This window comes from Pseudomonas sp. GV105 (assembly GCF_003058185.1).
In the GTDB taxonomy this organism is placed as follows: Bacteria; Pseudomonadota; Gammaproteobacteria; order Pseudomonadales; family Pseudomonadaceae; genus Aquipseudomonas; species Aquipseudomonas veronii.
On sequence record NZ_QBUF01000012.1, the window covers coordinates 132,787 to 153,554 of the forward strand.

20 protein-coding genes are annotated in these 20,768 nt (G+C 62.1%); 13 read left to right on the forward strand and 7 right to left on the reverse strand.

The features are described from left to right. Window positions 1–35: 35 nt before the first annotated feature. On the reverse strand, window positions 36–404 hold the full coding sequence (locus C8K66_RS22750) for a YkgJ family cysteine cluster protein (RefSeq protein WP_108525986.1): 369 nt from the start codon (window positions 402–404) through the stop codon (window positions 36–38). Between the two features lie 253 nt (window positions 405–657). Here C8K66_RS22750 and C8K66_RS22760 point away from each other — a divergent pair, with 253 nt between their 5' ends. Next, a complete protein-coding gene (locus C8K66_RS22760; protein WP_057004736.1) occupies window positions 658–2,010 on the forward strand; it encodes an MFS transporter in 1,353 nt (450 codons plus the stop codon). A gap of 167 nt (window positions 2,011–2,177) precedes the next feature. Here C8K66_RS22760 and rapA read toward each other — a convergent pair whose 3' ends face one another. Continuing rightward, window positions 2,178–5,024: an RNA polymerase-associated protein RapA gene (rapA, locus tag C8K66_RS22765; protein ID WP_057004737.1), complete on the reverse strand. Its 2,847-nt coding sequence runs from the start codon at window positions 5,022–5,024 to the stop codon at window positions 2,178–2,180. Between the two features lie 218 nt (window positions 5,025–5,242). Between rapA and C8K66_RS22770 the strand changes: the two genes are divergently transcribed. Then, on the forward strand, window positions 5,243–5,584 hold the full coding sequence (locus C8K66_RS22770; RefSeq protein ID WP_046384432.1) for a hypothetical protein: 342 nt from the start codon (window positions 5,243–5,245) through the stop codon (window positions 5,582–5,584). Here C8K66_RS22770 and C8K66_RS22775 read toward each other — a convergent pair. From C8K66_RS22775 to C8K66_RS22785, 3 genes are all read right to left on the reverse strand, one after another. Continuing rightward, window positions 5,581–6,762, reverse strand: a complete 1,182-nt coding sequence (locus C8K66_RS22775; RefSeq protein ID WP_108525988.1) for an aminotransferase class V-fold PLP-dependent enzyme — start codon at window positions 6,760–6,762, stop codon at window positions 5,581–5,583. The genes C8K66_RS22770 and C8K66_RS22775 overlap by 4 nt on opposite strands. After that, the gene (locus C8K66_RS22780) at window positions 6,759–7,034 is read right to left on the reverse strand and encodes a RidA family protein (RefSeq protein WP_108525990.1); all 276 of its coding nucleotides are present in this window, start codon (window positions 7,032–7,034) and stop codon (window positions 6,759–6,761) included. The genes C8K66_RS22775 and C8K66_RS22780 overlap by 4 nt, the downstream gene beginning before the upstream one ends. Before the next feature lie 89 nt (window positions 7,035–7,123). Beyond that, the gene (locus C8K66_RS22785) at window positions 7,124–7,996 is read right to left on the reverse strand and encodes a LysR substrate-binding domain-containing protein (RefSeq protein WP_108525992.1); all 873 of its coding nucleotides are present in this window, start codon (window positions 7,994–7,996) and stop codon (window positions 7,124–7,126) included. 132 nt (window positions 7,997–8,128) lie between these two features. Between C8K66_RS22785 and C8K66_RS31030 the strand changes: the two genes are divergently transcribed. Both C8K66_RS31030 and ccoM read left to right on the forward strand, forming a co-directional pair. Beyond that, window positions 8,129–8,290, forward strand: a complete 162-nt coding sequence (locus C8K66_RS31030; RefSeq protein ID WP_017844811.1) for a hypothetical protein — start codon at window positions 8,129–8,131, stop codon at window positions 8,288–8,290. A gap of 143 nt (window positions 8,291–8,433) precedes the next feature. After that, entirely contained in the window at window positions 8,434–8,550 is a 117-nt protein-coding gene (gene ccoM / locus C8K66_RS31480) for a cytochrome c oxidase subunit CcoM (RefSeq protein WP_017844812.1), read from the forward strand. A 176-nt stretch (window positions 8,551–8,726) separates the two neighbouring features. Here the strand turns inward: ccoM and C8K66_RS22790 are convergent, their stop codons facing one another. Continuing rightward, complete coding sequence (locus C8K66_RS22790; protein WP_057004740.1) at window positions 8,727–10,202, reverse strand: inorganic phosphate transporter; 1,476 nt, start codon at window positions 10,200–10,202, stop codon at window positions 8,727–8,729. Window positions 10,203–10,535: 333 nt separating this feature from the next. Beyond that, entirely contained in the window at window positions 10,536–10,736 is a 201-nt protein-coding gene (locus C8K66_RS22795) for a hypothetical protein (RefSeq protein ID WP_003172389.1), read from the reverse strand. 541 nt (window positions 10,737–11,277) lie between these two features. On the opposite strand from C8K66_RS22795, the gene pcaR reads away from it, so the two are divergent. From pcaR to C8K66_RS22840, 9 genes are all read left to right on the forward strand, one after another. Then, a complete protein-coding gene (pcaR, locus tag C8K66_RS22800) occupies window positions 11,278–12,120 on the forward strand; it encodes a pca regulon transcriptional regulator PcaR (protein WP_108525994.1) in 843 nt (280 codons plus the stop codon). Between the two features lie 144 nt (window positions 12,121–12,264). After that, window positions 12,265–13,605, forward strand: a complete 1,341-nt coding sequence (locus C8K66_RS22805) for an MFS transporter (protein WP_102617391.1) — start codon at window positions 12,265–12,267, stop codon at window positions 13,603–13,605. 171 nt (window positions 13,606–13,776) lie between these two features. After that, window positions 13,777–14,634 carry a CoA transferase subunit A gene (locus C8K66_RS22810; RefSeq protein ID WP_017844816.1) on the forward strand — a complete coding sequence of 286 codons (858 nt, stop codon included), beginning with the start codon at window positions 13,777–13,779 and terminating at the stop codon, window positions 14,632–14,634. Further along, complete coding sequence (locus tag C8K66_RS22815) at window positions 14,634–15,413, forward strand: CoA-transferase subunit beta (RefSeq protein WP_017844817.1); 780 nt, start codon at window positions 14,634–14,636, stop codon at window positions 15,411–15,413. The genes C8K66_RS22810 and C8K66_RS22815 overlap by 1 nt, the downstream gene beginning before the upstream one ends. Beyond that, on the forward strand, window positions 15,410–16,615 hold the full coding sequence (gene pcaF, locus C8K66_RS22820) for a 3-oxoadipyl-CoA thiolase (RefSeq protein ID WP_178087551.1): 1,206 nt from the start codon (window positions 15,410–15,412) through the stop codon (window positions 16,613–16,615). The genes C8K66_RS22815 and pcaF overlap by 4 nt, the downstream gene beginning before the upstream one ends. 17 nt (window positions 16,616–16,632) lie before the next feature. Next, window positions 16,633–17,337, forward strand: coding sequence for a protocatechuate 3,4-dioxygenase subunit beta (gene pcaH / locus C8K66_RS22825; RefSeq protein ID WP_017844819.1), 705 nt, complete (start codon window positions 16,633–16,635; stop codon window positions 17,335–17,337). Window position 17,338: 1 nt separating this feature from the next. Next, on the forward strand, window positions 17,339–17,905 hold the full coding sequence (pcaG, locus tag C8K66_RS22830; protein ID WP_046384425.1) for a protocatechuate 3,4-dioxygenase subunit alpha: 567 nt from the start codon (window positions 17,339–17,341) through the stop codon (window positions 17,903–17,905). A 186-nt stretch (window positions 17,906–18,091) separates the two neighbouring features. Further along, on the forward strand, window positions 18,092–19,387 hold the full coding sequence (locus tag C8K66_RS22835) for an MFS family transporter (protein WP_017844821.1): 1,296 nt from the start codon (window positions 18,092–18,094) through the stop codon (window positions 19,385–19,387). 10 nt (window positions 19,388–19,397) lie between these two features. Continuing rightward, window positions 19,398–20,762 carry a 3-carboxy-cis,cis-muconate cycloisomerase gene (locus C8K66_RS22840; RefSeq protein WP_046384424.1) on the forward strand — a complete coding sequence of 455 codons (1,365 nt, stop codon included), beginning with the start codon at window positions 19,398–19,400 and terminating at the stop codon, window positions 20,760–20,762. The last annotated feature ends 6 nt before the right edge of the window (window positions 20,763–20,768 follow it).

Below are 20,768 nucleotides of genomic sequence, written 5' to 3' on the forward strand. Positions count from 1 at the left end.
CTATGATTTCGGCATCTTGCCTATAGCGATTGATGCTAAGCGCTGATCGGCAGGTCCAGCTCGAAAGGCGGTGGCTCCAGCGGCGTCAGACCAAATGCTGCGCGCGCGGCATCGCAATCGGTGTTTTGCACACCTTGGCTCCAGGAGGCGTCGAACTCGCGGCACACACTGGAGCGCTGCTCATAGATCGTGCAATGAGTGCCTTTGCCCACTTCGCCCTCAAGGCTGCAGCAGCGCGCGGGTTTCTGGTCGGTCCCGATCATCGCCACGCGTGTGGGGTTGATCTGCACCACCAGGTCATCGGGCACCGTGCCCCCCGCCGAGGCGCACTCACCCCAGAAGAAAGACACACGGAAGTGTGAACAGCAGGCACCGCAATTCAGACACGGACTGGCTTCGGACATGGGCGTCTTCGATAAGGAAAGTAAGAAGGGTTGTGACAGGAAGGCTCGCCATTCTAATCGCGCCATGGCCGTTGGGAAGAGGAGGGCACACTTATATTTTTCGTAGGGAAAGTCCCGTAGTTTCGGGTGAAATCATGCCCTATCAGCGTTACGAATCATTACAGACAAGCGTCGCCGGCCTGACTATGTTGCAGATACCTGAGCAGGATGCATCGGGCATCGCAGCTCTCATAACAATAAAAGAGACGGACCCATGCAGAACTCGACCCAAGCGGCGAATGCCTGGCGCATTCTGTTCCTGCTGTTCCTCGCCAACCTGTTCAACTTCTTCGACCGCACCATTCCGGCGATCATCATCGAGCCGATCCGCATGGAGTGGCACCTGAGCGACTTTCAGCTGGGCATCATCGGCACCGCCTTCACCATTGTCTACGCCATTGCCGGCCTGCCGCTCGGGCGCCTGGCCGATACCGGTTCGCGCAGCAAACTCATGGGGTGGGGCCTGTTCGCGTGGAGCGGGTTGACGGCGATCAACGGCATGGTCGGCAGTTTCTGGACGTTCCTGTTGGTGCGTATGGGCATCGGCATCGGCGAAGCCAGCTACGCGCCGGCGGCCAACTCGCTGATTGGCGACCTGTTCCCGGCCCACCGCCGTGCGCGGGCCATGGGCATTTTCATGCTGGGCCTGCCATTGGGCCTGTTACTGGCGTTCTTTACCATTGGCGCGATGGTCAAGGCGTTCGACAGCTGGCGCGCGCCGTTCTTTATCGCGGCCGTGCCGGGGCTGATCCTCGCGGTCTTCATGTTCTTTATCAAAGAACCCAAGCGCGGCGCGGCAGAAACCGTGCAAGTCTCCCAGGAACGCGTCGACCGCCCGATCCGCCGCGTGCTGGCGGTGCCGACCTTTCTCTGGTTGGTGCTGGCCGGGTTGTGCTTCAACTTCGCAACCTATGCGTGTAACTCGTTCCTGGTGCCGATGCTGCAGCGCTATTTCCTGATGCCGTTGCAGGACGCGGCGGTTGCCACCGGGGTGATCGTCGGGTTGACCGGGCTGGTCGGCCTGACGTTGGGCGGCTGGATCGCCGACAAGATCCATCAACGGGTTGCCAATGGCCGCCTGTTGTTTGCCGCGTTCAGCCTGATCATTTCCACCGTCACCACCGCCTGGGCCTTGCACGCCGGGCGTATCGAGATCGGTGTGTTTGTCGCGCTGTTCAGTGTGGGTTGGTTGTTTGCCTACAACTTCTACACCTGTGTGTACACGGCGATCCAGGACGTGGTCGAGCCGCGCCTGCGGGCCACGGCGATGGCGCTGTTCTTTGCCGGCCTGTACTTGCTGGGTGGCGGCATGGGGCCGGTGGTGGTGGGGGGCTTGTCCGATCACTTTGCCCATTCGGCGATGTATGCCGCCGGGGCGGAGCAGATGACCGAGGCTTATAAAGCGGTGGGGTTGCATGACGCCATGTACCTGATTCCGGTGGCGCTGTTCTTGACCATGCTGTTTCTGTTTCAGGCGTCGCGCAGTTTTGTGCGGGATGCCAAGCGGATGAAAGACGGGCTGGTGGCGGTGGAGGTGGCGGTGCCGGCTGCTGCTGCGACGGCTTGAGATCGCGTTGACGCCATCGGGAGCAAGCTCCCTCCCACACTGGAACTGCATTCCAAGTGTGGGAGGGGGCTTGCTCCCGATGAGGCCATGACTGGCGAAGACCTTCTTCAGTGAATAAAAAAGGCCCGCATTGCGCGGGCCTTCTTTTTAGCTGAGCAACGCAGCAATCAACCCGCCACCAACACCCGGATCGCTTCCAGGCGCAGCGCGGCCTTGTCGAGCATGGCCAGGCCTTGCTCGCGCTGTTGGCGCAGGGCAACCAGTTCGCTGTCGCGCACGGTCGGGTTGACCGCTTGCAACGCGGTCAGGCGCGCCAGTTCTTCGTCGGTGTCGGCTGCCAGGCGACGCTTGGCCTCGGCCACGCGCTCGGCATGGCGCGGGGTGATCTTCTCTTCGCCGGCGTTGATGCGTGGCGTCAGCTGGTCGCGCTGGGCCTGGACGAACTTGTTGGCGCTGGCCCGTGGCACGCTTTCCAGCTGGTCGTTCAAGGTTTCGAACGACACGCGGCCGGACAGGTCGTTGCCGTTGGCGTCCAGCAGGCAGCGCAGGGCGGCCGGCGGCAGGTAGCGGCCCAGTTGCAGCGAGCGCGGGGCAACCACTTCGCTGACGTAGAGCAGCTCCAGCAACACGGTGCCGGGCTTGAGCGCCTTGTTCTTGATCAGCGCGACGGCGGTGTTGCCCATGGAACCGGACAGCACCAGGTCCATGCCGCCCTGCACCATCGGGTGTTCCCAGGTGATGAACTGCATGTCTTCACGCGACAGCGCCTGGTTACGGTCGTAGGTGATGGTCACCCCTTCGTCATCGCCCAGGGGGAAGCTGGCGTCGAGCATTTTTTCGCTGGGCTTGAGGATCAGTGCGTTTTCCGAATGGTCTTCGCTGTCGATACCAAACGCATCGAACAGGGTTTCCATATAGATCGGCAGGGCGAACTGGTCGTCTTGCTCGAGGATGTCTTCCACCAGCGCATCGCCTTCACCCGCGCCGCCGGAGTTGAGTTCCAGCAGACGGTCGCGGCCGGTGTGCAGTTCCTGTTCCAGGCGCTCGCGCTCGGCACGGGCTTCGTCGATCAGGGCTTGCCACTCGCCGTCGTCGGCGTTTTCCAGCAGCGGCAGCAGGCGTGGGCCGAACTGATGCTGCAAGGCGTTGCCGGTCGGGCAGGTGTTGAGGAACGCATTCAGCGCTTCGTGGTACCACTGGAACAGGCGCTCTTGCGGGCTGGTTTCCAGGTACGGCACGTGCAGTTCGATCACATGTTTCTGGCCGATCCGGTCCAGACGGCCGATCCGCTGTTCCAGCAGGTCGGGGTGGGACGGCAGGTCGAACAGCACCAGGTGGTGGGAGAACTGGAAGTTGCGGCCTTCGCTGCCGATTTCCGAACAGATCAGCACCTGGGCGCCGAATTCTTCATCGGCGAAGTAGGCGGCGGCGCGGTCACGTTCGAGGATGTTCATGCCTTCGTGGAACACCGTGGCCGGGATGCCGGAGCGCACGCGCAGGGCGTCTTCGAGGTCCATCGCGGTTTCGGCGTGGGCGCAGATCACCAGGACCTTGGTGCGCTTGAGCATTTTCAGCTGGTCGATCAGCCATTCAACCCGTGGGTCGAAGCGCCACCAGCGATTGTCTTCCTCAATGTCCGGCTGCGACTGGAAGCTGACTTCCGGGTACAGCTCGGCGTGTTCGCCCAGCGGCAATTCGAGGTATTCGTCCGGGTTCGGCAGCGGGTAGGCGTGCAGCTTGCGCTCCGGGAAGCCCTGCACTGCGGCGCGGGTGTTGCGGAACAGTACGCGGCCGGTGCCGTGGCGGTCGAGCAGCTCGCGCACCAGGCGCGCGCTGGCTTCGGTGTCGCCATCGTTGACGGCGGTGAGCAGCGCTTCACCTTCGTTGCCGAGGAAACCCTGGATGGTGGTGTGCGCGGCCGGGGAGAGACGGCCCTTGTCCAGCAGTTCCTGCACCGCTTCGGCCACCGGGCGATAGTTCTCGCTTTCGGCGCGGAACGCTTGCAGATCGTGGAAACGGTTCGGGTCCAGCAGGCGCAGGCGTGCGAAGTGGCTGTCCTGGCCCAGTTGTTCCGGGGTAGCGGTGAGCAGCAGCACGCCAGGGATGACCTCGGCCAGCTGTTCGACCAGCGAGTACTCGGCGCTGGCGTTGTCTTCATGCCAGACCAGGTGGTGGGCTTCGTCGACCACCATCAGGTCCCAGCCGGCGGCGAACAGTGCGTCCTGGGCCTTCTCGTCGTCCACCAGCCACTCCAGGGCCACCAGGGCCAGCTGGGTGTCTTCGAACGGGTTGGCGGCATCGCTTTCGATGAAGCGTTCTTCGTCGAACAGCGCCACTTGCAGGTTGAAGCGCCGGCGCATTTCCACCAGCCATTGGTGCTGCAGGTTTTCCGGAACCAGGATCAGCACGCGGTTGGCGCGCCCGGACAGCAACTGGCGATGGATCACCAGGCCGGCTTCGATGGTCTTGCCCAGGCCCACTTCGTCGGCCAGCAATACCCGTGGCGCGATACGGTCAGCGACTTCACGGGCGATGTGCAACTGGTGGGCAATCGGTTGCGCCCGCACGCCGCCCAGGCCCCACAGCGAAGATTGCAACTGGCGGCTGGTGTGTTCCAGGGTGTGATAGCGCAGCGAGAACCAGGCCAGCGGGTCGATCTGCCCGGCGAACAGACGGTCGCTGGCCAGGCGGAACTGGATGAAGTTCGACAGTTGGGTTTCCGGCAGGGTGACCTGCTCGTTCTGCCCATTGAGGCCGTGGTAGACCAGCAGGCCGTCGACGTCGTCGACTTCTTGCACGGTCATTTTCCAGCCTTCGAAATGGGTGATGCTGTCGCCCGGCGAGAACCTCACGCGGGTGAGGGGCGCATTCCGTAGCGCATACTGGCGCGTGTCGCCAGTGGCCGGATAGAGCACGGTCAGCAAGCGGCCGTCCTGTGCCAGAACGGTGCCTAAACCCAGCTCTGCTTCGCTGTCACTAATCCAGCGTTGCCCCGGTTGATACTGCTGCGCCATGCTGCCTGACTCCCGCCGTGAAAAAGCCGACTATCTTAACGGAACAAGGCCCTCATCCAAAGGACTCTGACAAAAACTACGCGGTTTGCGCCGTGCATCGAATGTTGAGTCGACAGATGGCGGGCACTTGTGAGTGTCGACTGGGTCACAGGTTGGCAAGCCTGCGCTCAAGTCCGCCCGCCGCCCGCCGACAGCCTGCTGACAGGAGAACAACTATTATGCTGCCACCTATGCTGCCCGTCAGCGTTGTGCCGGTCACGTCGCAACTCGACCCGGTGCGTCAAAAACCCGATATTCCGCCCGTGGTGCCCGTACAAGCGAGTTCCAACGAGAGCACGATCGACCTGAAAAATGGCGATGCCGAGCAGTCGACGTTTTTGCTGCGCGAGGAGCAACGTCGCCAGCAGGAGCAGCAGAAACGCCGGCGTGAAGCCGATGACGACCCGGAGGCGCACTTGGCGATCCCGGGCGACGAGCTCAACGCCGATAACACCGTGCCCGTGGCGCCGCTGATCGAAGACGCGCCGCGCCAGGGGTTGTGGGTGGACGTCGAGGTTTAATCGCGCAGTTCGCGCAAGGCCGCCATCAGCCGTTCAATGTCCTGATCGGTGTTGAGCGGGCTGACGGAGATTCGCGCAATGCTGGCCAGGCCTCGTGCCTGCATATCCAGTGGGGTATACGCCACATCGTTGGCGCCGATATTGATGCGCTTGAGCTCCAGGCGACGCTTGAGCTCGAAGGCGTCCCAGCCGGCGAGGTTGAAGGCGATCAAGCCTGATTGGCTGGTGCCCAAGTCATGCAGAGAGATTCCCGGAGTCTGACGCAACGTTTCGCGGATTCGCTCGCTGGTCTGCCGGACCCGGTCCCACACCCGCTCAATCCCCAGTTGATTGAGTTCCTGCAACGCATTGCCCAAACCTGCCAATAAGGCGTAGGACGTTTCGCTGGTTTCAAAGCGTCGGGCATCGTTGCGCAGGCCGAACCCCTGGGCGCTCCACGGCGCTGAAAACACATCGCGCTGCGCAGGGTTCAACCGCGCCAGAAAGTCCGGCCGCACGTACAGCAGCGCCGTGCCCCGCGGCCCGCGCAGGTGCTTGCGGCCCGCCGACTTGAGCACGTCGCAGTGCAGCGCCTGCACATCCACCGGCACCTGGCCGACCGCCTGGCCGGCATCGATGAAGTAGGGGATGCCATGCCGCCTGGCCACTTCACCAATCGCCTGGGCGGGGTTGATCAGGCCGCCATTGGCGGGGAGCCAGGTCAGGTCGATCAGTTTCACGCTTGCGTCGATCATCGCTTCCAGGGCTACCGGGCAGACTGCACCGGTTTCATCGCAGGGGATTACCTCGATTCGCGCACCGGCCTGCACCGCCAGTTCCATGCTCGCCAGGTTGCCGCCCCATTCGTGGCGCCCCACCAGAATCCTGTCGCCCGGCTGCCACCGGCCCAGCGCCTGGAACGCCAGGCTCCAGGCGGTCGAGCCGCTGCCGGCAAAGGCAATCGACGCGGTGGGTGCATTGAGCAACTGGCCGGCGGCGCGGCGGGCTTTTTCCACCAGGATGGCGCCATGTTCGCTGGCCTCCATCGGGCCGTCGCACGCTTCGCGTTGCAGTTGCTCGATGATGGTGTCGAGGGTCGCCTGGCTCGGCAATGCAGCACCGGCCGTGTTGAAGTGTACGAGACCGGACCGACAACCCGGCGTGGCCTCGCGCAGGCGCTGGACGTCGAGCGGGCTCATGGCTGCAGCTCGAACATGGCGTCGACTTCCACCGCCACGCCCCCCGGCAGGCTGGACACGCCGACAGCGGTGCGTACATGCCGGCCTTTGTCGCCGAGGGATTCGCCCAGGCGGCCGACATAGGCCGGTTTGCCGTCCAGCAATGGGATTTGCCCGGAGATAAACAACTGATTCCGGCTGATCACATGGTTGATGTAATTGGCAATCGGCTGGCTGGGCGTCGGCAGCGTGAGGCCGAGGGCCTGCACGCGTTGGCGGATGGAATCGCGCATGTTGAATCCTCTGGGTTGAGAGGTTTCAGCATGTTGATCAAGGTGATGGACGGCAAACGCATAGATATCATTCGACGTATCGAAATAACTCACGCGTCGGCGCAGGCAGCCTTCAACCACGCGCTGAAACATTCGGCCGCCGCGCTGGCGGGGCCTTGGGGCGCGATCAGCCAGTAGCCGATTTCGCTGCGATACGGCGGCCAGTCGAAGGCTTCTACCAGGCTGCCGTCCTGGAGCCGGCGCTCGATCAAGCGGTGACGGCCCATGGCGATACCTTGGCCGGCCACGGCGGCTTCGACCACGATGTTGTAGTCATGCAGCACCACGCGCGGATGCGGGCTGAGGTCGACTTGATAATGGCCGGACCAATCCGTCCATTCGAACGGGCGGTGCGAGGTGGCCATCAGCAGAGCGCCGTTGTGCTGCCGGCTGGCCTTGAACGCCGGGCTGCACACGGGGGAGAGCACTTCCGGCATCAGCCGCGTGGCCTGCACGTCAGGCCAGTCGCCCTTGCCATAGCGGATGGCCAGGTCGACCTCGGCCGCCGCGACGTTCGCCAGTTGAATCGCTGGCACCAGCTCCACCTGGATCTGCGGGTAGCGTTGCAGAAAACCCGCCAGGCGCGGCGCCAGCCATAAGGTGGCAAAGGACGCGAGCAAGCCGATGCGCAACACCGTGACGCTGGACACCACCCGTTGGCTGCGGGTGGCGACGGCGATCAGGTCGAGGGCAGGGCGGATTTGCTCGTAGTAGTGTTGGCCGTCTGCGGTCAGATCAATCGCGCGGGTGCGTCGGACAAATAGTGGTTTGCCCAGGTACTGTTCGAGCTTGTGTACCTGATGGCTGAGCGCACTCTGGGTCACTGACAACTCATGCGCCGCCTTGATAAAGCTCAAGTGCCGCGCCACGGCCTCGAAGGCGCGCAGGGCCAGCAACGGCGGAAGGTCCTTGTGCAGTGCCACCTGTGTGCGCCTCTTGGGTAAGGGAGAAGTGCCGATTTTGGGCGATGACCTGCATTTTGTCGCCCGCTGATTTGCTGTCGGGCAAGTGAGGCCGCATTATTAAGCGATCCCCGCCACGACGTAAGCCAAGCCATGAGTGATGACGACAAACTGATCGACCTGAACGCCGAACGCGCTAAACGGGTGCATGACCTCAACGACAAACGTCTGAATGAGGTTCGCCAGGCGTTTGAACAGGCGATGCCGCTCGGAAAAGTTAAGAAAAAACCGAAAAACAAACCGAAAAAGCGTTGAAACAGCCTGCATCTATTGATGCAGGTCAGTTATTTCCCTTCTTTACGCCCCGTCGTGGGCGACATTGATCCTCGTCAATTTCCCATCCCGCCTTCTCCTTTAACTTAGCCCTATCGCAACAAGGCAACAGCAGGAGGCCAGTCATGTTTTTCGATAATGTGGTGTTTGCCGGAGTGCTGACAGTTGGCCTCATGGTGCTGTTCTTCGTAGGGTTTGGATTTTTTATCTGGAGAGACGCGAACAAGCGTAAAAAACCATAGGTTTTTCCAGGTTACATGAGCACGCAAGGCATTTTGGGCGACTTCGGTCGCCCTTTTTTTTGCCCGCGATTTAATCAACACCACTCTCACTTTTGAACGGTGTTCGGCTTGAGATCGACCGCATAAAAAAAGGTGCGACCCTCGCGGATCGCACCTTTGTCATGGCCGGCGGGCTATCAGCTGCCCAGCGCCTTGGACGCCATCCAGAACAACCCGGCCGACAGGCCTACGGTCGCCGGCAGGGTCAATACCCAGGCCATCAAGATGGTCTTCACCGTGCCGCCTTGCAGGCCGCTCTTGTTGGCAACCATGGTGCCGGCAACACCGGACGACAACACGTGGGTGGTCGACACCGGCAGGCTGAAGATGTTGGCCAGGCCGATCATGCTGGCGGTGGTGATTTGCGCCGACATGCCCTGGGCATAAGTCATGCCCTGCTTGCCGATCTTCTCGCCGATGGTCAGTACCACGCGCTTCCAGCCAACCATGGTGCCCAGGCCCAGGGCGAGTGCGACCGCGATAATCACCCAGAACGGTGCGTATTCGGTGGTGGCCGTCAGGTCTTTGCGCAGCTTGTCGAGGTCGGACTTCTCACGGGACTCCAGGCCTGGCAGCTTGCCGACTTTCTTCGCGGTATCGTCCAGGCACAGCAGGTAGCGACGGACTTCGATGCGTTGGTCGGACGACAGCGCGTGGTAGTCGGAAACGCCTTTCAAGGTGCCCAGCAGCGCGTCGATGGTCGGTTCAGTCTGCTGCGGGTTGCAGCGGAACTTGCCCGGCAGGTCGTCCTTCACGCTTTTGCCCAGGGCCAGGAATTCGCCCAGGGTTTCGTGGTTGCGCTGGTAGAACTGGTTCAGGTGCAGGGTAGCGTCGCGGGTGCGCTCGATCTGGTAAGTGGTGCTGCCCAGGTCGAGTACGAACTGCGCCGGCACGATACCGATCAGCACCAGCATGATCAGGCCGATACCTTTCTGACCGTCGTTGGAACCGTGGACGAAACTCACGGCCATGGCGGAAATCACCAGGACCAGGCGGTTCCAGAACGGCGGGTGCTTCTTGTCGTCGACCTTGCGGCGCTGGTCCGGGGTCTTGTGCATCTTCGACAGTGGGCGCCACCGTTTCAGGACCAGCAACACCAGGGCCGCGACCAGGAAACCGGCGATTGGCGAGAACACCAGGGACGAACCGATATCGATTGCCTTCTGCCAGTTCACCCCGTCAGCCAGGGGAATGTCATTGATCAGCGCATTGGCCAGACCGACGCCCAGGATCGAGCCGATCAGGGTGTGCGAGCTGGAGGCGGGAATACCGAAGTACCAGGTGCCCAGGTTCCAGGTGATCGCCGCGGCCAATAAAGAGAAGACCATCGCCAGACCATGGCCGGTGTTCACATTGATCAGCAATTCCACCGGCAGCAAATGCACGATGGCGTAGGCGACACCGACACCGCCGAGCAATACGCCGAGGAAGTTGAACAACCCGGAGAAGAACACGGCCAGATGCGGCGGCATGGCTTTGGTATAGATGACTGTGGCCACCGCGTTAGCGGTGTCATGAAAGCCATTGATGAACTCGAAGGCGAGGACAAAGGCCAGGGCGAGCAGCAGGCTCACGAGAACCCAAGCATCCAGTCCGCTGAATAAATCGATCATGAAGGTTTTCTGACCCGGTCGTAAGGGGGCGCGATTATGCCAGAAAACCTCGGTAATCGATGCACTAGCTGCTCATCGGTAACAATCTTCATTGAAAAAAAGCCGGGCAGCAGCGCGCATCCCAGGGTTTTCGGGGGCTCGGCAAGTCTTTGATTTACAAAGCGCGGCGTCGTAGAGGTGGGGTTTTGTCACCTAAACGTCATCTCTGAAACATTTGTACGAAATTTCGTTGGTCGCAGCAGGACGCTGAATAATTGACCCACGAGCGAGGTGCCCTCCGCCGGCGGTGAGCCGGCGGAGACAGCAGAACCCGTTGGACTCAAACCTCGACGCTTATGGCTCTTCGGCTTTGAGTTCCTGTTCAATCTTTTGGATCTCCTGGGCAAAGGCCTGATCGAGCAGACTCGCTCGTTTGCGCCATGGCTTGCGCTCTGGTTCAGGCTGAGCGGCGTAGGTGGTGACTTCCCCGCCGTATACGTCCTTGTAACGTTGCTCCTGGCGCTCAAGTTCCGCGCGCAGTTCATCTTTCGTCACAGTGTTACCTAATTTGAGTTGAGTTTAATTAACGTGCAGTGCTACACCCGAATATTGCCCTCGGCATGTTTTAAGTTGAGCAGGTGAACCCTTCAACTTTAGACGAATTGCCAGCGGTGACTTCCTTGAACCGGTATTTATAAACGGCAGCATAATCAACATACGATGCCGGGCGAGCTCCCATCCCGATATGGATATCGGGCTGACCTCTGCACAGGTTGCATTATAGCGGCGTATTTTAATAACACTATCATCATAAAGTTAAAAAGCGTCAACGTTGTGTGAGGCTTTTGTTACATGCACGCGTCAGTCTTGGTTGGGAAGTGGCCGACATAAATGCCGGCGTAAGCCCAATGCTGTCATGCAATCCGGTTTTTATGATCGCGCCGGCAAAATTGCGATAATCGCATGATCGTCCGATAATCGCCCAACGTTGCTGACCCAACCTTGTGCATCCCGGTTGGGGCGGCTTTCAATAGCGAGCAACCTTCGCGGTTGCCGATAAGCGCCAGCGGTTGAAAATAATAAAGAGGACCTTGAAATGAACGATCAATTGCGCAACTCCTTTGCGTCAGCGGCGCCGCCGATCGTGGCTTCACCGGCCAAACGCATCCAGGCATTCACCGGTGATCCGGACTTCATGACCTCCCTGGCCCGTGGCCTGGCCGTGGTGCAGGCGTTCCAGGAACGCAAGCGTCACTTGACCATCGCCCAAATCAGCCACCGTACCGAAATCCCCCGCGCCGCCGTGCGCCGTTGCCTGCACACCTTGATCAAGCTCGGCTACGCCACCACTGACGGGCGCACCTATTCGCTGTTGCCCAAGGTGCTGACCCTCGGGCATGCCTATCTGTCCTCGACGCCGCTGGCGGTCTCCGCTCAACCGTACCTGGACCGCATGAGCGAGCAGCTTCACGAAGCCTGCAACATGGCCACTCTGGAAGGCGACGACATCCTCTATATCGCCCGGTCGGCCACCACGGAGCGCCTGATTTCCGTGGACCTCTCGGTAGGCGGGCGTTTGCCGGCGTACTGCACTTCCATGGGCCGCATCCTGCTGGCGGCGCTGGACGATGCGTCGCTGCAGGACTACCTCGACCACGCCGACCTGCAAACCAAGACCAGCCGCACCCTTACCACGCCCGAAGCCTTGTTCGAGTGTCTGCAACACGTGCGCCAGCAGGGCTGGTGCATCGTCGATCAGGAGTTGGAACAAGGCCTGCGCTCCATCGCAGTGCCGGTGTATGACGCGTCCGGCCAGGTGCTGGCGGCGCTCAACGTGAGTACCCATGCCGGTCGTGTCAGCCGCAGCGAACTGGAGCAGCGCTTCCTGCCGAGCATGCTCAGCGCCAGCCGTGAGTTGAGTGCGCAACTGTTTGCCTAAGCTGTTCGGTGACCGCACAGATCCCGGTTCGATCAATTGACGTTGTTTCCCCTGGGTTATTACTGTGCGGCAGCGCTCTGAGCGCCGCCCAATAATAATGACGACCCCAGGTCGTTGGCCCGCCATCGGTGTGGAATAACAATAATGAATCAACCTTCTGTCGCTACCACCCTGGACGTGCAGTCCTTCATCAATGCCCAGCCACTGTCACGCTATCAGTGGCGTGTGGTGATCCTGTGTTTCCTGATTGTCTTTCTCGATGGCCTCGACACCGCCGCCATGGGCTTCATCGCGCCCGCGCTGTCCCAGGACTGGGGCATTGATCGCGCCAGCCTCGGCCCGGTGATGAGCGCCGCGCTGATCGGCATGGTATTCGGCGCCCTGGGTTCCGGCCCGCTGGCGGACCGTTTCGGGCGCAAAGTGGTATTGGTGAGTGCGGTGCTGGTGTTTGGCGCCTTCAGCCTGGCCTCGGCCTACAGCAGCAACGTCGATCAGTTGCTGGTGTTGCGCTTCCTCACCGGCCTGGGGTTGGGCGCCGGTATGCCGAATGCCACCACGCTGCTGTCCGAATACACCCCCGAACGCCATAAATCGCTGCTGGTGACCAGCATGTTCTGCGGTTTCAACCTGGGCATGGCCGGTGGCGGGTTTATCTCGGCCAAATTGATCCCGGCATTCGGCTGGCACAGCTTGCTGCTCATCGGCGGTATTTTGCCGTTGATCCTCGCGGTGGTGTTGTGGGGATGGCTGCCGGAATCGGCGCGCTACCTGGTGGTGCGCAACCGCGGCACCGACAAGGTGCGCAAAGCCTTGTCACCCATCGAGCCCGGCATCGTCGCCCAAGCCAGCGGTTTCAGCGTGCCCGAGCAAAAAACCGTGAAGGCGCGCAACGTATTCGCGGTGATCTTCTCCGGCACCTACAGCGCCGGCACCTTGTTGCTCTGGCTCACCTACTTCATGGGCCTGGTGATTGTGTACCTGCTGACCAGTTGGCTGCCCACGCTGATGCGCGACAGTGGCGCGAGCATGGAACAGGCCGCGTTCATCGGTGCGCTATTCCAGTTTGGTGGCGTGTTGAGTGCGGTCGGGGTGGGCTGGGCGATGGACCGGTTCAACCCGCACAAGGTCATCGGCACGTTCTACCTGCTGGCCGGGGTATTTGCCTACGCGGTAGGGCAGAGCTTGGGCAATATCACCGTGTTGGCGACCTTGGTGCTGGTCGCCGGGATGTGCGTCAACGGTGCGCAATCGGCGATGCCGTCCCTGGCCGCACGCTTCTACCCGACCCAGGGCCGCGCCACCGGCGTGTCATGGATGCTCGGTATCGGCCGCTTCGGCGCGATCCTCGGCGCGTGGATGGGCGCCACCTTGCTGGGCCTGGGCTGGAACTTCGAGCAGGTGCTCACCGCGCTGGTGATCCCCGCCGCATTGGCCACGGCCGCCGTGGTGATCAAAGGCATGGTCAGCCATGCCGACGCCACCTGAAGACACGCGCATTTCCTGTGGGTGCAAGAAAGATTAGCTAGACAACAATCGGTTCGATAATCGAACACTGTGTCGATTATCGGATTGTTTGGCTTTTTGCCCCGGCTTAATCTTCAAGCACTTCGGCGCCACCTTCGCGCCTTTTTCGATCCACACCGGGAGCCCGAACCCATGGCTGAAATTCTTGCGCTGCGTGACGCGGTGAAGCGATTTGTGAACGACGGCGATACTGTCGCACTGGAAGGCTTTACCCACCTGATCCCTACGGCGGCGGGTCATGAAATCATTCGTCAGGGCAAGAAAGACCTGACGCTGGTACGTATGACGCCTGACCTGATCTACGACCAGTTGATCGGCGCCGGCTGCGCCCGCAAGTTGATTTTTTCCTGGGGCGGCAACCCTGGCGTGGGTTCCCTGCATCGCCTGCGTGATGCGGTCGAGAAACACTGGCCGCAACCCCTGGAGATTGAGGAACACAGCCACGCCGACCTGGCCAATGCCTACGTCGCCGGTGCTTCCGGCCTGCCGTTCGCGGTGTTGCGTGCCTACGCTGGTTCCGATCTGCCCAAGGTCAACCCGCTGATCAAGACCGTCACCTGCCCATTCACCGGCGAAGTGCTGGCGGCGGTGCCGTCGGTACGTCCGGACGTCAGCGTGATCCACGCGCAAAAGGCCGACCGTAAGGGCAATGTGCTGCTCTGGGGCATTCTTGGCGTACAGAAGGAAGCGGCGCTGGCCGCCAAGCGTTGCATCGTCACCGTCGAAGAAATCGTCGACGACCTCAACGCGCCGATGAACAGCTGCGTGCTGCCGACCTGGGCGCTGACGGCGGTGTGCCATGTGCCTGGTGGCGCGCATCCGTCCTATGCCCATGGCTATAACCAACGCGATAACCGTTTCTACCAGGCCTGGGACCCGATCGCTCGCGACCGTGGGACGTTTACCGCCTGGATCGACGAATACATCCACGGCACTGCCGATTTCAGTGAATTCCAGGCCAAGCTGGCCGCCGCGCAGGAGGCCAAGTAATGGCTTACTCGACCAATGAAATGATGACCGTCGCCGCTGCACGCCGCCTGAAGAATGATTCGGTGTGTTTTGTCGGCATCGGCCTGCCGTCCAAGGCGGCCAACCTGGCGCGCCTGACGTCTTCGCCGGATGTGGTGCTGATCTACGAGTCCGGCCCGATTGGCGCCAAGCCCAGCGTATTGCCGCTGTCCATTGGTGACGGCGAGTTGGCCGAGACTGCCGACACTGTCGTCCCCACCGGTGAGATCTTTCGCTACTGGCTGCAGGGCGGGCGCATCGACGTCGGTTTTCTCGGCGCGGCCCAGGTCGACCGTTTCGGCAATATCAACACCACCGTGGTCGGCGATTATCACCAGCCCAAAGTGCGCCTGCCGGGTGCCGGTGGCGCGCCGGAGATTGCCGGCTCGGCCAAGAGCGTGCTGATCATTCTCAAGCAGTCGGCGCGTTCGTTTGTCGACAAGCTGGACTTCATCACCTCCGTCGGCCACGGCGAGGGCGGCGATTCACGCAAGCGCCTGGGCCTGCCCGGCGCCGGTCCTGTCGGGATTATTACCGACCTGTGCATCATGGAGCCGGAAGAGGGCAGCCATGAGTTCGTGGTCACCGCGCTGCACCCCGGCGTGACCCGTGAGCAAGTGGTCGCGGCCACCGGCTGGGCGATCCGCTTTGCCGATCAGGTCAGCACCACCGCGGAACCGACGGCAGTCGAGCTGACCGCCCTGCGTGATCTCGAAGCCCGCACAGCGGCCGCCCACGGCCAAGCACCCGGAGAAGCCTGATGCGCGACGTATTTATCTGCGATGCAATTCGTACCCCCATCGGCCGTTTCGGCGGTGGCCTGTCCACGGTGCGCGCCGACGACCTGGCGGCACTGCCGATCAAGGCGTTGATCGAACGCAACCCTAGCGTGGATTGGCACGCCGTCGATGAAGTGTTCCTCGGCTGCGCCAACCAGGCCGGTGAAGACAACCGCAACGTCGCGCGTATGGCGCTGTTGTTGGCGGGCCTGCCGTCGAGCATTCCCGGCGTGACCCTCAACCGTTTGTGCGCTTCGGGCATGGACGCGATCGGCACCGCCTTTCGTGCGATTGCCAGCGGTGAAATGGAATTGGCGATTGCCGGCGGCGTCGAGTCGATGTCCCGCGCGCCGTTCGTGATGGGCAAGGCTGACACGGCGTTTTCGCGCAACATGAAGCTTGAAGACACCACCATCGGCTGGCGCTTCATCAACCCGCTGATGAAGGCTCAGTATGGCGTGGATGCGATGCCGCAGACCGCCGATAACGTCGCCGACGACTACCATGTGTCCCGCGCCGACCAGGACGCCTTCGCCCTGCGCAGCCAGCAACGCACCGCCGCCGCCCAGGCCGCCGGGTTCTTCGCCGAAGAAATCGTGCCGGTGCGGGTCGCCCATAAAAAAGGCGAAACCGTGGTGGAACACGATGAGCATCCACGGGCCGACACCACCCTGGAAACCCTGGCCCGGCTCAAACCGGTCAACGGCCCGGACAAGACCGTCACCGCCGGCAATGCGTCGGGTGTGAACGACGGGGCGGCGGCGCTGATTCTTGCGTCTGCCGAGGCCGTGAAAAAACATGGCCTGACCGCCCGTGCCCGAGTGTTGGGCATGGCCAGCGCCGGTGTCGCGCCACGGGTGATGGGCATCGGCCCGGTGCCGGCGGTTCGCAAGCTGGTGGAACGCCTGGGCCTGGCCGTCACCGATTTCGATGTGATCGAACTCAACGAAGCCTTCGCCAGCCAGGGCCTGGCGGTGTTGCGTGAATTGGGCATCGCCGACGACGCACCCCAGGTCAACCCGAACGGCGGCGCCATCGCCCTCGGCCATCCTCTGGGCATGAGCGGTGCGCGACTGGTGCTGACGGCTCTGCATCAACTTGAAAAAACCGGCGGCCACAAAGGTCTGGCGACCATGTGTGTTGGAGTGGGTCAGGGCCTGGCGCTGGCGATTGAACGCATCTAATAAGAGAGGACCGCTCCATGAGTGACAAGCCCGGTTACCGGCGCCCGCAAGCGGGCACTCAACCTGATTACCTGCACCCGGCCTACCAGTCGACGAACCTGCGTTCGCCGTCTCAGCCGTTGGTGTTCCTGCCCCATTCCCTGTCGGAAATCACCGGGCCGACCATCGGCGCCGAGCGCATCAACGAGAAGGACAACGACCTGACTGCGCAGCACGACGGCGAGCCGCAGGGCGAGCGCATCATCGTTCACGGGCGCGTGCTCGATGAAAACGGTCTGCCGGTACCGGGCATCCTCGTGGAGATCTGGCAGGCCAACGCGGCCGGCCGCTACAACCACGCGCGCGATCTGCACGACGCGCCGCTCGACCCGAACTTCACCGGCACCGGGCGTACCGTCACCGACGCCGAGGGCTGGTACCAGTTCCAGACCATCAAGCCCGGCGCCTACCCGTGGGGCAACCACCACAATGCGTGGCGCCCGGCGCATATCCATTTTTCGCTGTTCGGCCCGAGCGTACTGACGCGCCTGGTCACGCAGATGTATTTCCCCGGTGACCCACTGCTCGAGTACGACCCGATCTACAACTGCGTACCGGACACCTCGGCCAAGCAACGCCTGATCGCCACGTTCGACCTGGAAAAAACCATTCCTTCCTATGCCCTCGGCTACCGCTGGGACATCGTCCTGCGCGGCCGCGACGCCACGCCGATGGAGAAATGAGATGAGCCTTTACGCGACCACGTCCCATACCGTCGGGCCGTATTACCACATCGGCCTGACCTGGCTGAACCGCGAAGCCCTGGCCAACGCTGCGACCCTCGGCGAACGCGTGGCGATCAGCGGGCAAGTGGTGGATGGCAACGGTGATGTCGTCAACGATGCCATGCTGGAAGTCTGGCAGGCCAATGCCGCCGGCAAGTACGACCACCCGGAGGACGACCAGGACAAAGCGCTGGACCCGAACTTCGAAGGCTTCGGCCGGGTGCCGGTGGATGCTGAAGGGCGCTTCCGCTTTACCACCGTCAAGCCGGGCAGCGTGCCGGGGCTGGCGGGCACGACCCAGGCGCCGCACCTGGTGGTGCTGGTATTTGCCCGTGGCCTGGTGAAACACTTGCTCACGCGGATTTATTTTGACGGTGAGGCGCTGAATGCGGATGACCCGTTGCTCGCGCGCGTGCCCACAGAGCGGCGCAGTACCTTGATTGCCAAGCGGGATGCGGACGGTGTGCATCAGTGGAATGTGGTGTTGCAGGGGACAGATAAGGAAACGGTGTTCTTTGATTACTGAGTTGGCTTGAGAACCTATCGGGGGCAAGCCCCCTCCCACCTTTGATGTGTGAATACATTCAAGTGTGGGAGGGGGCTTGCCCCCGATGAGGCCATTTCAGGCAACACCTATGTAAATGTCTACAAGCGGAACATGGCTGTTGCAAAGTGTGTCTAGGCTATAACCATTCCCACTGAGTGAAAAAAAATGACAACAACAACCAGTCACTACACCGGAGAAGAGCGCAGCAAACGGATTTTTGCGATTGTCGGGGCATCCTCCGGCAACCTCGTCGAATGGTTCGACTTCTACGTCTACGCCTTCTGCGCCATTTACTTCGCCCCGGCGTTTTTCCCCTCGGACGACCCCACGGTGCAACTGCTCAACACCGCCGGGGTGTTCGCTGCCGGGTTCTTGATGCGGCCCATCGGCGGCTGGCTGTTTGGCCGGGTGGCCGATAAGCACGGGCGCAAAAACTCGATGATGATCTCGGTGCTGATGATGTGCGCCGGTTCCCTGGTAATCGCCTTCCTGCCCACCTACAAAGACATCGGCGCCTGGGCCCCGGCGTTACTGCTGGTGGCGCGGTTGTTCCAGGGCTTGTCGGTGGGCGGCGAATACGGCACCACCGCGACCTACATGAGTGAAGTCGCGCTCAAGGGCCAGCGTGGGTTCTTCGCCTCCTTCCAGTACGTGACCCTGATCGGCGGGCAACTGCTGGCGGTGTCGGTTGTGGTGGTCCTGCAACAGATCCTCAGCGAAGACGAACTGCGCGCCTGGGGCTGGCGGATTCCGTTCGTGATCGGCGCCATCGCGGCGGTGATCTCCCTGCTGCTGCGTCGCAGCCTGAAAGAAACCACCAGCAAGGAAATGCGCGAAGACAAGGACGCCGGCAGCATCGCCGCGCTGTTCCGTGACCATAAAGCGGCCTTTATCACCGTGCTCGGCTATACCGCCGGTGGCTCGCTGATTTTCTACACGTTCACCACCTACATGCAGAAGTACCTGGTGAACACCGCCGGGATGCACGCCAAGACCGCCAGCTACATCATGACCGGCGCGCTGTTCCTTTATATGTGCATGCAGCCGCTGTTCGGCATGCTGGCCGACAAGATCGGTCGCCGTAATTCGATGCTGTGGTTCGGCGCGCTGGGCACCTTGTTTACGGTGCCGATCCTGCTCAGCCTGAAAACCGTCAGCAGTCCGTTCCTGGCGTTTGTGCTGATCACGCTGGCGTTGGCCATTGTCAGTTTCTACACCTCCATCAGCGGCCTGGTGAAAGCGGAAATGTTCCCGCCCCAGGTGCGCGCCCTGGGTGTGGGCCTGGCTTATGCGGTGGCCAACGCAATCTTCGGCGGCTCGGCGGAATACGTGGCCTTGGGTTTGAAATCCTTGGGCATGGAGAACACCTTTTATTGGTACGTCACCGGCATGATGGCGGTGGCTTTCCTGTTCAGCCTGCGCCTGCCGAAACAGGCGGCGTACCTGCATCACGATTTATAAAGGAGGCGTTATGACGCTGCGCACGAGCAACCAACTGTTCGACGCTTACTTCAGCGCTGAGAGCATGGCCGAGGTGTTCTGCGACCAGGGGCGCCTACAGGGCATGCTGGATTTCGAAGCCGCACTGGCACGGGCCGAGGCCCAGGTCGGGTTGATCCCGCAGGCGGCCGTCGCGCCGATTGCCCAGGCGTGCCTGGCGTCGCTGTATGACGTCGACGCCCTCGGTGTGGCGATTGCCTCGGCGGGCAATTCGGCGATTCCGCTGGTGAAGGCGCTGGGCAAGTGGGTGGCCGGTGAAGACCCGAGTGCCGAACGCTATGTGCATTTGGGCGCGACCAGCCAGGATGTGATGGACACTGGCCTGGTCCTGCAACTGCGGCGCGCGCTGGCGTTGATCGAAGCCGACCTGGCTCGCCTCGGCGATATTCTGGCAGCCCAGGCCCAGCGGTATGCGGCTGTACCGTTGGCCGGGCGGACGTGGTTGCAGCATGCCACGCCGGTCACCCTGGGCATGAAAATCGCCGGTTGGCTGGGCGCGGTGACCCGCAGCCGCCAGCGCTTGATCGAGCTGAAACCGCGCTTGCTGGTGCTGCAATTCGGCGGCGCCTCCGGCACGTTGGCTGCGCTTGGCGAACAGGCAATGCCCGTTGCCCAAGCGTTGGCGGCGCAGTTGCAACTGACCTTGCCCGAGCAACCCTGGCATACTCAGCGTGATCGCCTGGTGGAGTTCGCCAGCGTGTTGGGTCTGATCGCCGGCAGCCTTGGCAAGCTGGGCCGCGATATCAGCCTGCTGATGCAGACCGAGGCGGCGGAAGTATTCGAGCCGGCGGCGCCCGGCAAAGGCGGCTCGTCGACCATGCCGCACAAACGCAACCCGGTGGGCGCCGCCGTGCTGATCAGCGCTGCGACCCGCGTGCCTGGCCTGGTGGCGACGCTGTTCAGCGCCATGCCCCAGGAACACGAACGCAGCCTGGGCCTGTGGCATGCCGAATGGGAAACCCTGCCGGAGATTTGCCGCTTGGTCTCTGGCGCATTGCAACAGGCGCTGCTGGTGAGCGCAGGGCTGGAAGTCGACCCCGAGCGCATGGCGCGCAACCTCGACCTGACCCAGGGCCTGGTGCTGGCCGAAGCCGTCAGCATCGTGCTCGCGCAGCGCCTGGGCCGCGACACCGCGCACCATCTGCTGGAGCAGTGCTGCAAACGCGCGGTGGCCGAACAACGCCATCTGCGCGCCGTCCTCGCCGATGAGCCGCTCATTACCGCCGAGTTGTCGGCGACAGACCTGGACCGCCTGCTCGACCCGGCGCACTACCTGGGCCAGGCCCAAACCTGGGTCAGCCGCGCTGTAACCGAACACTTTGCACTGACTGCCTGAGGAGAT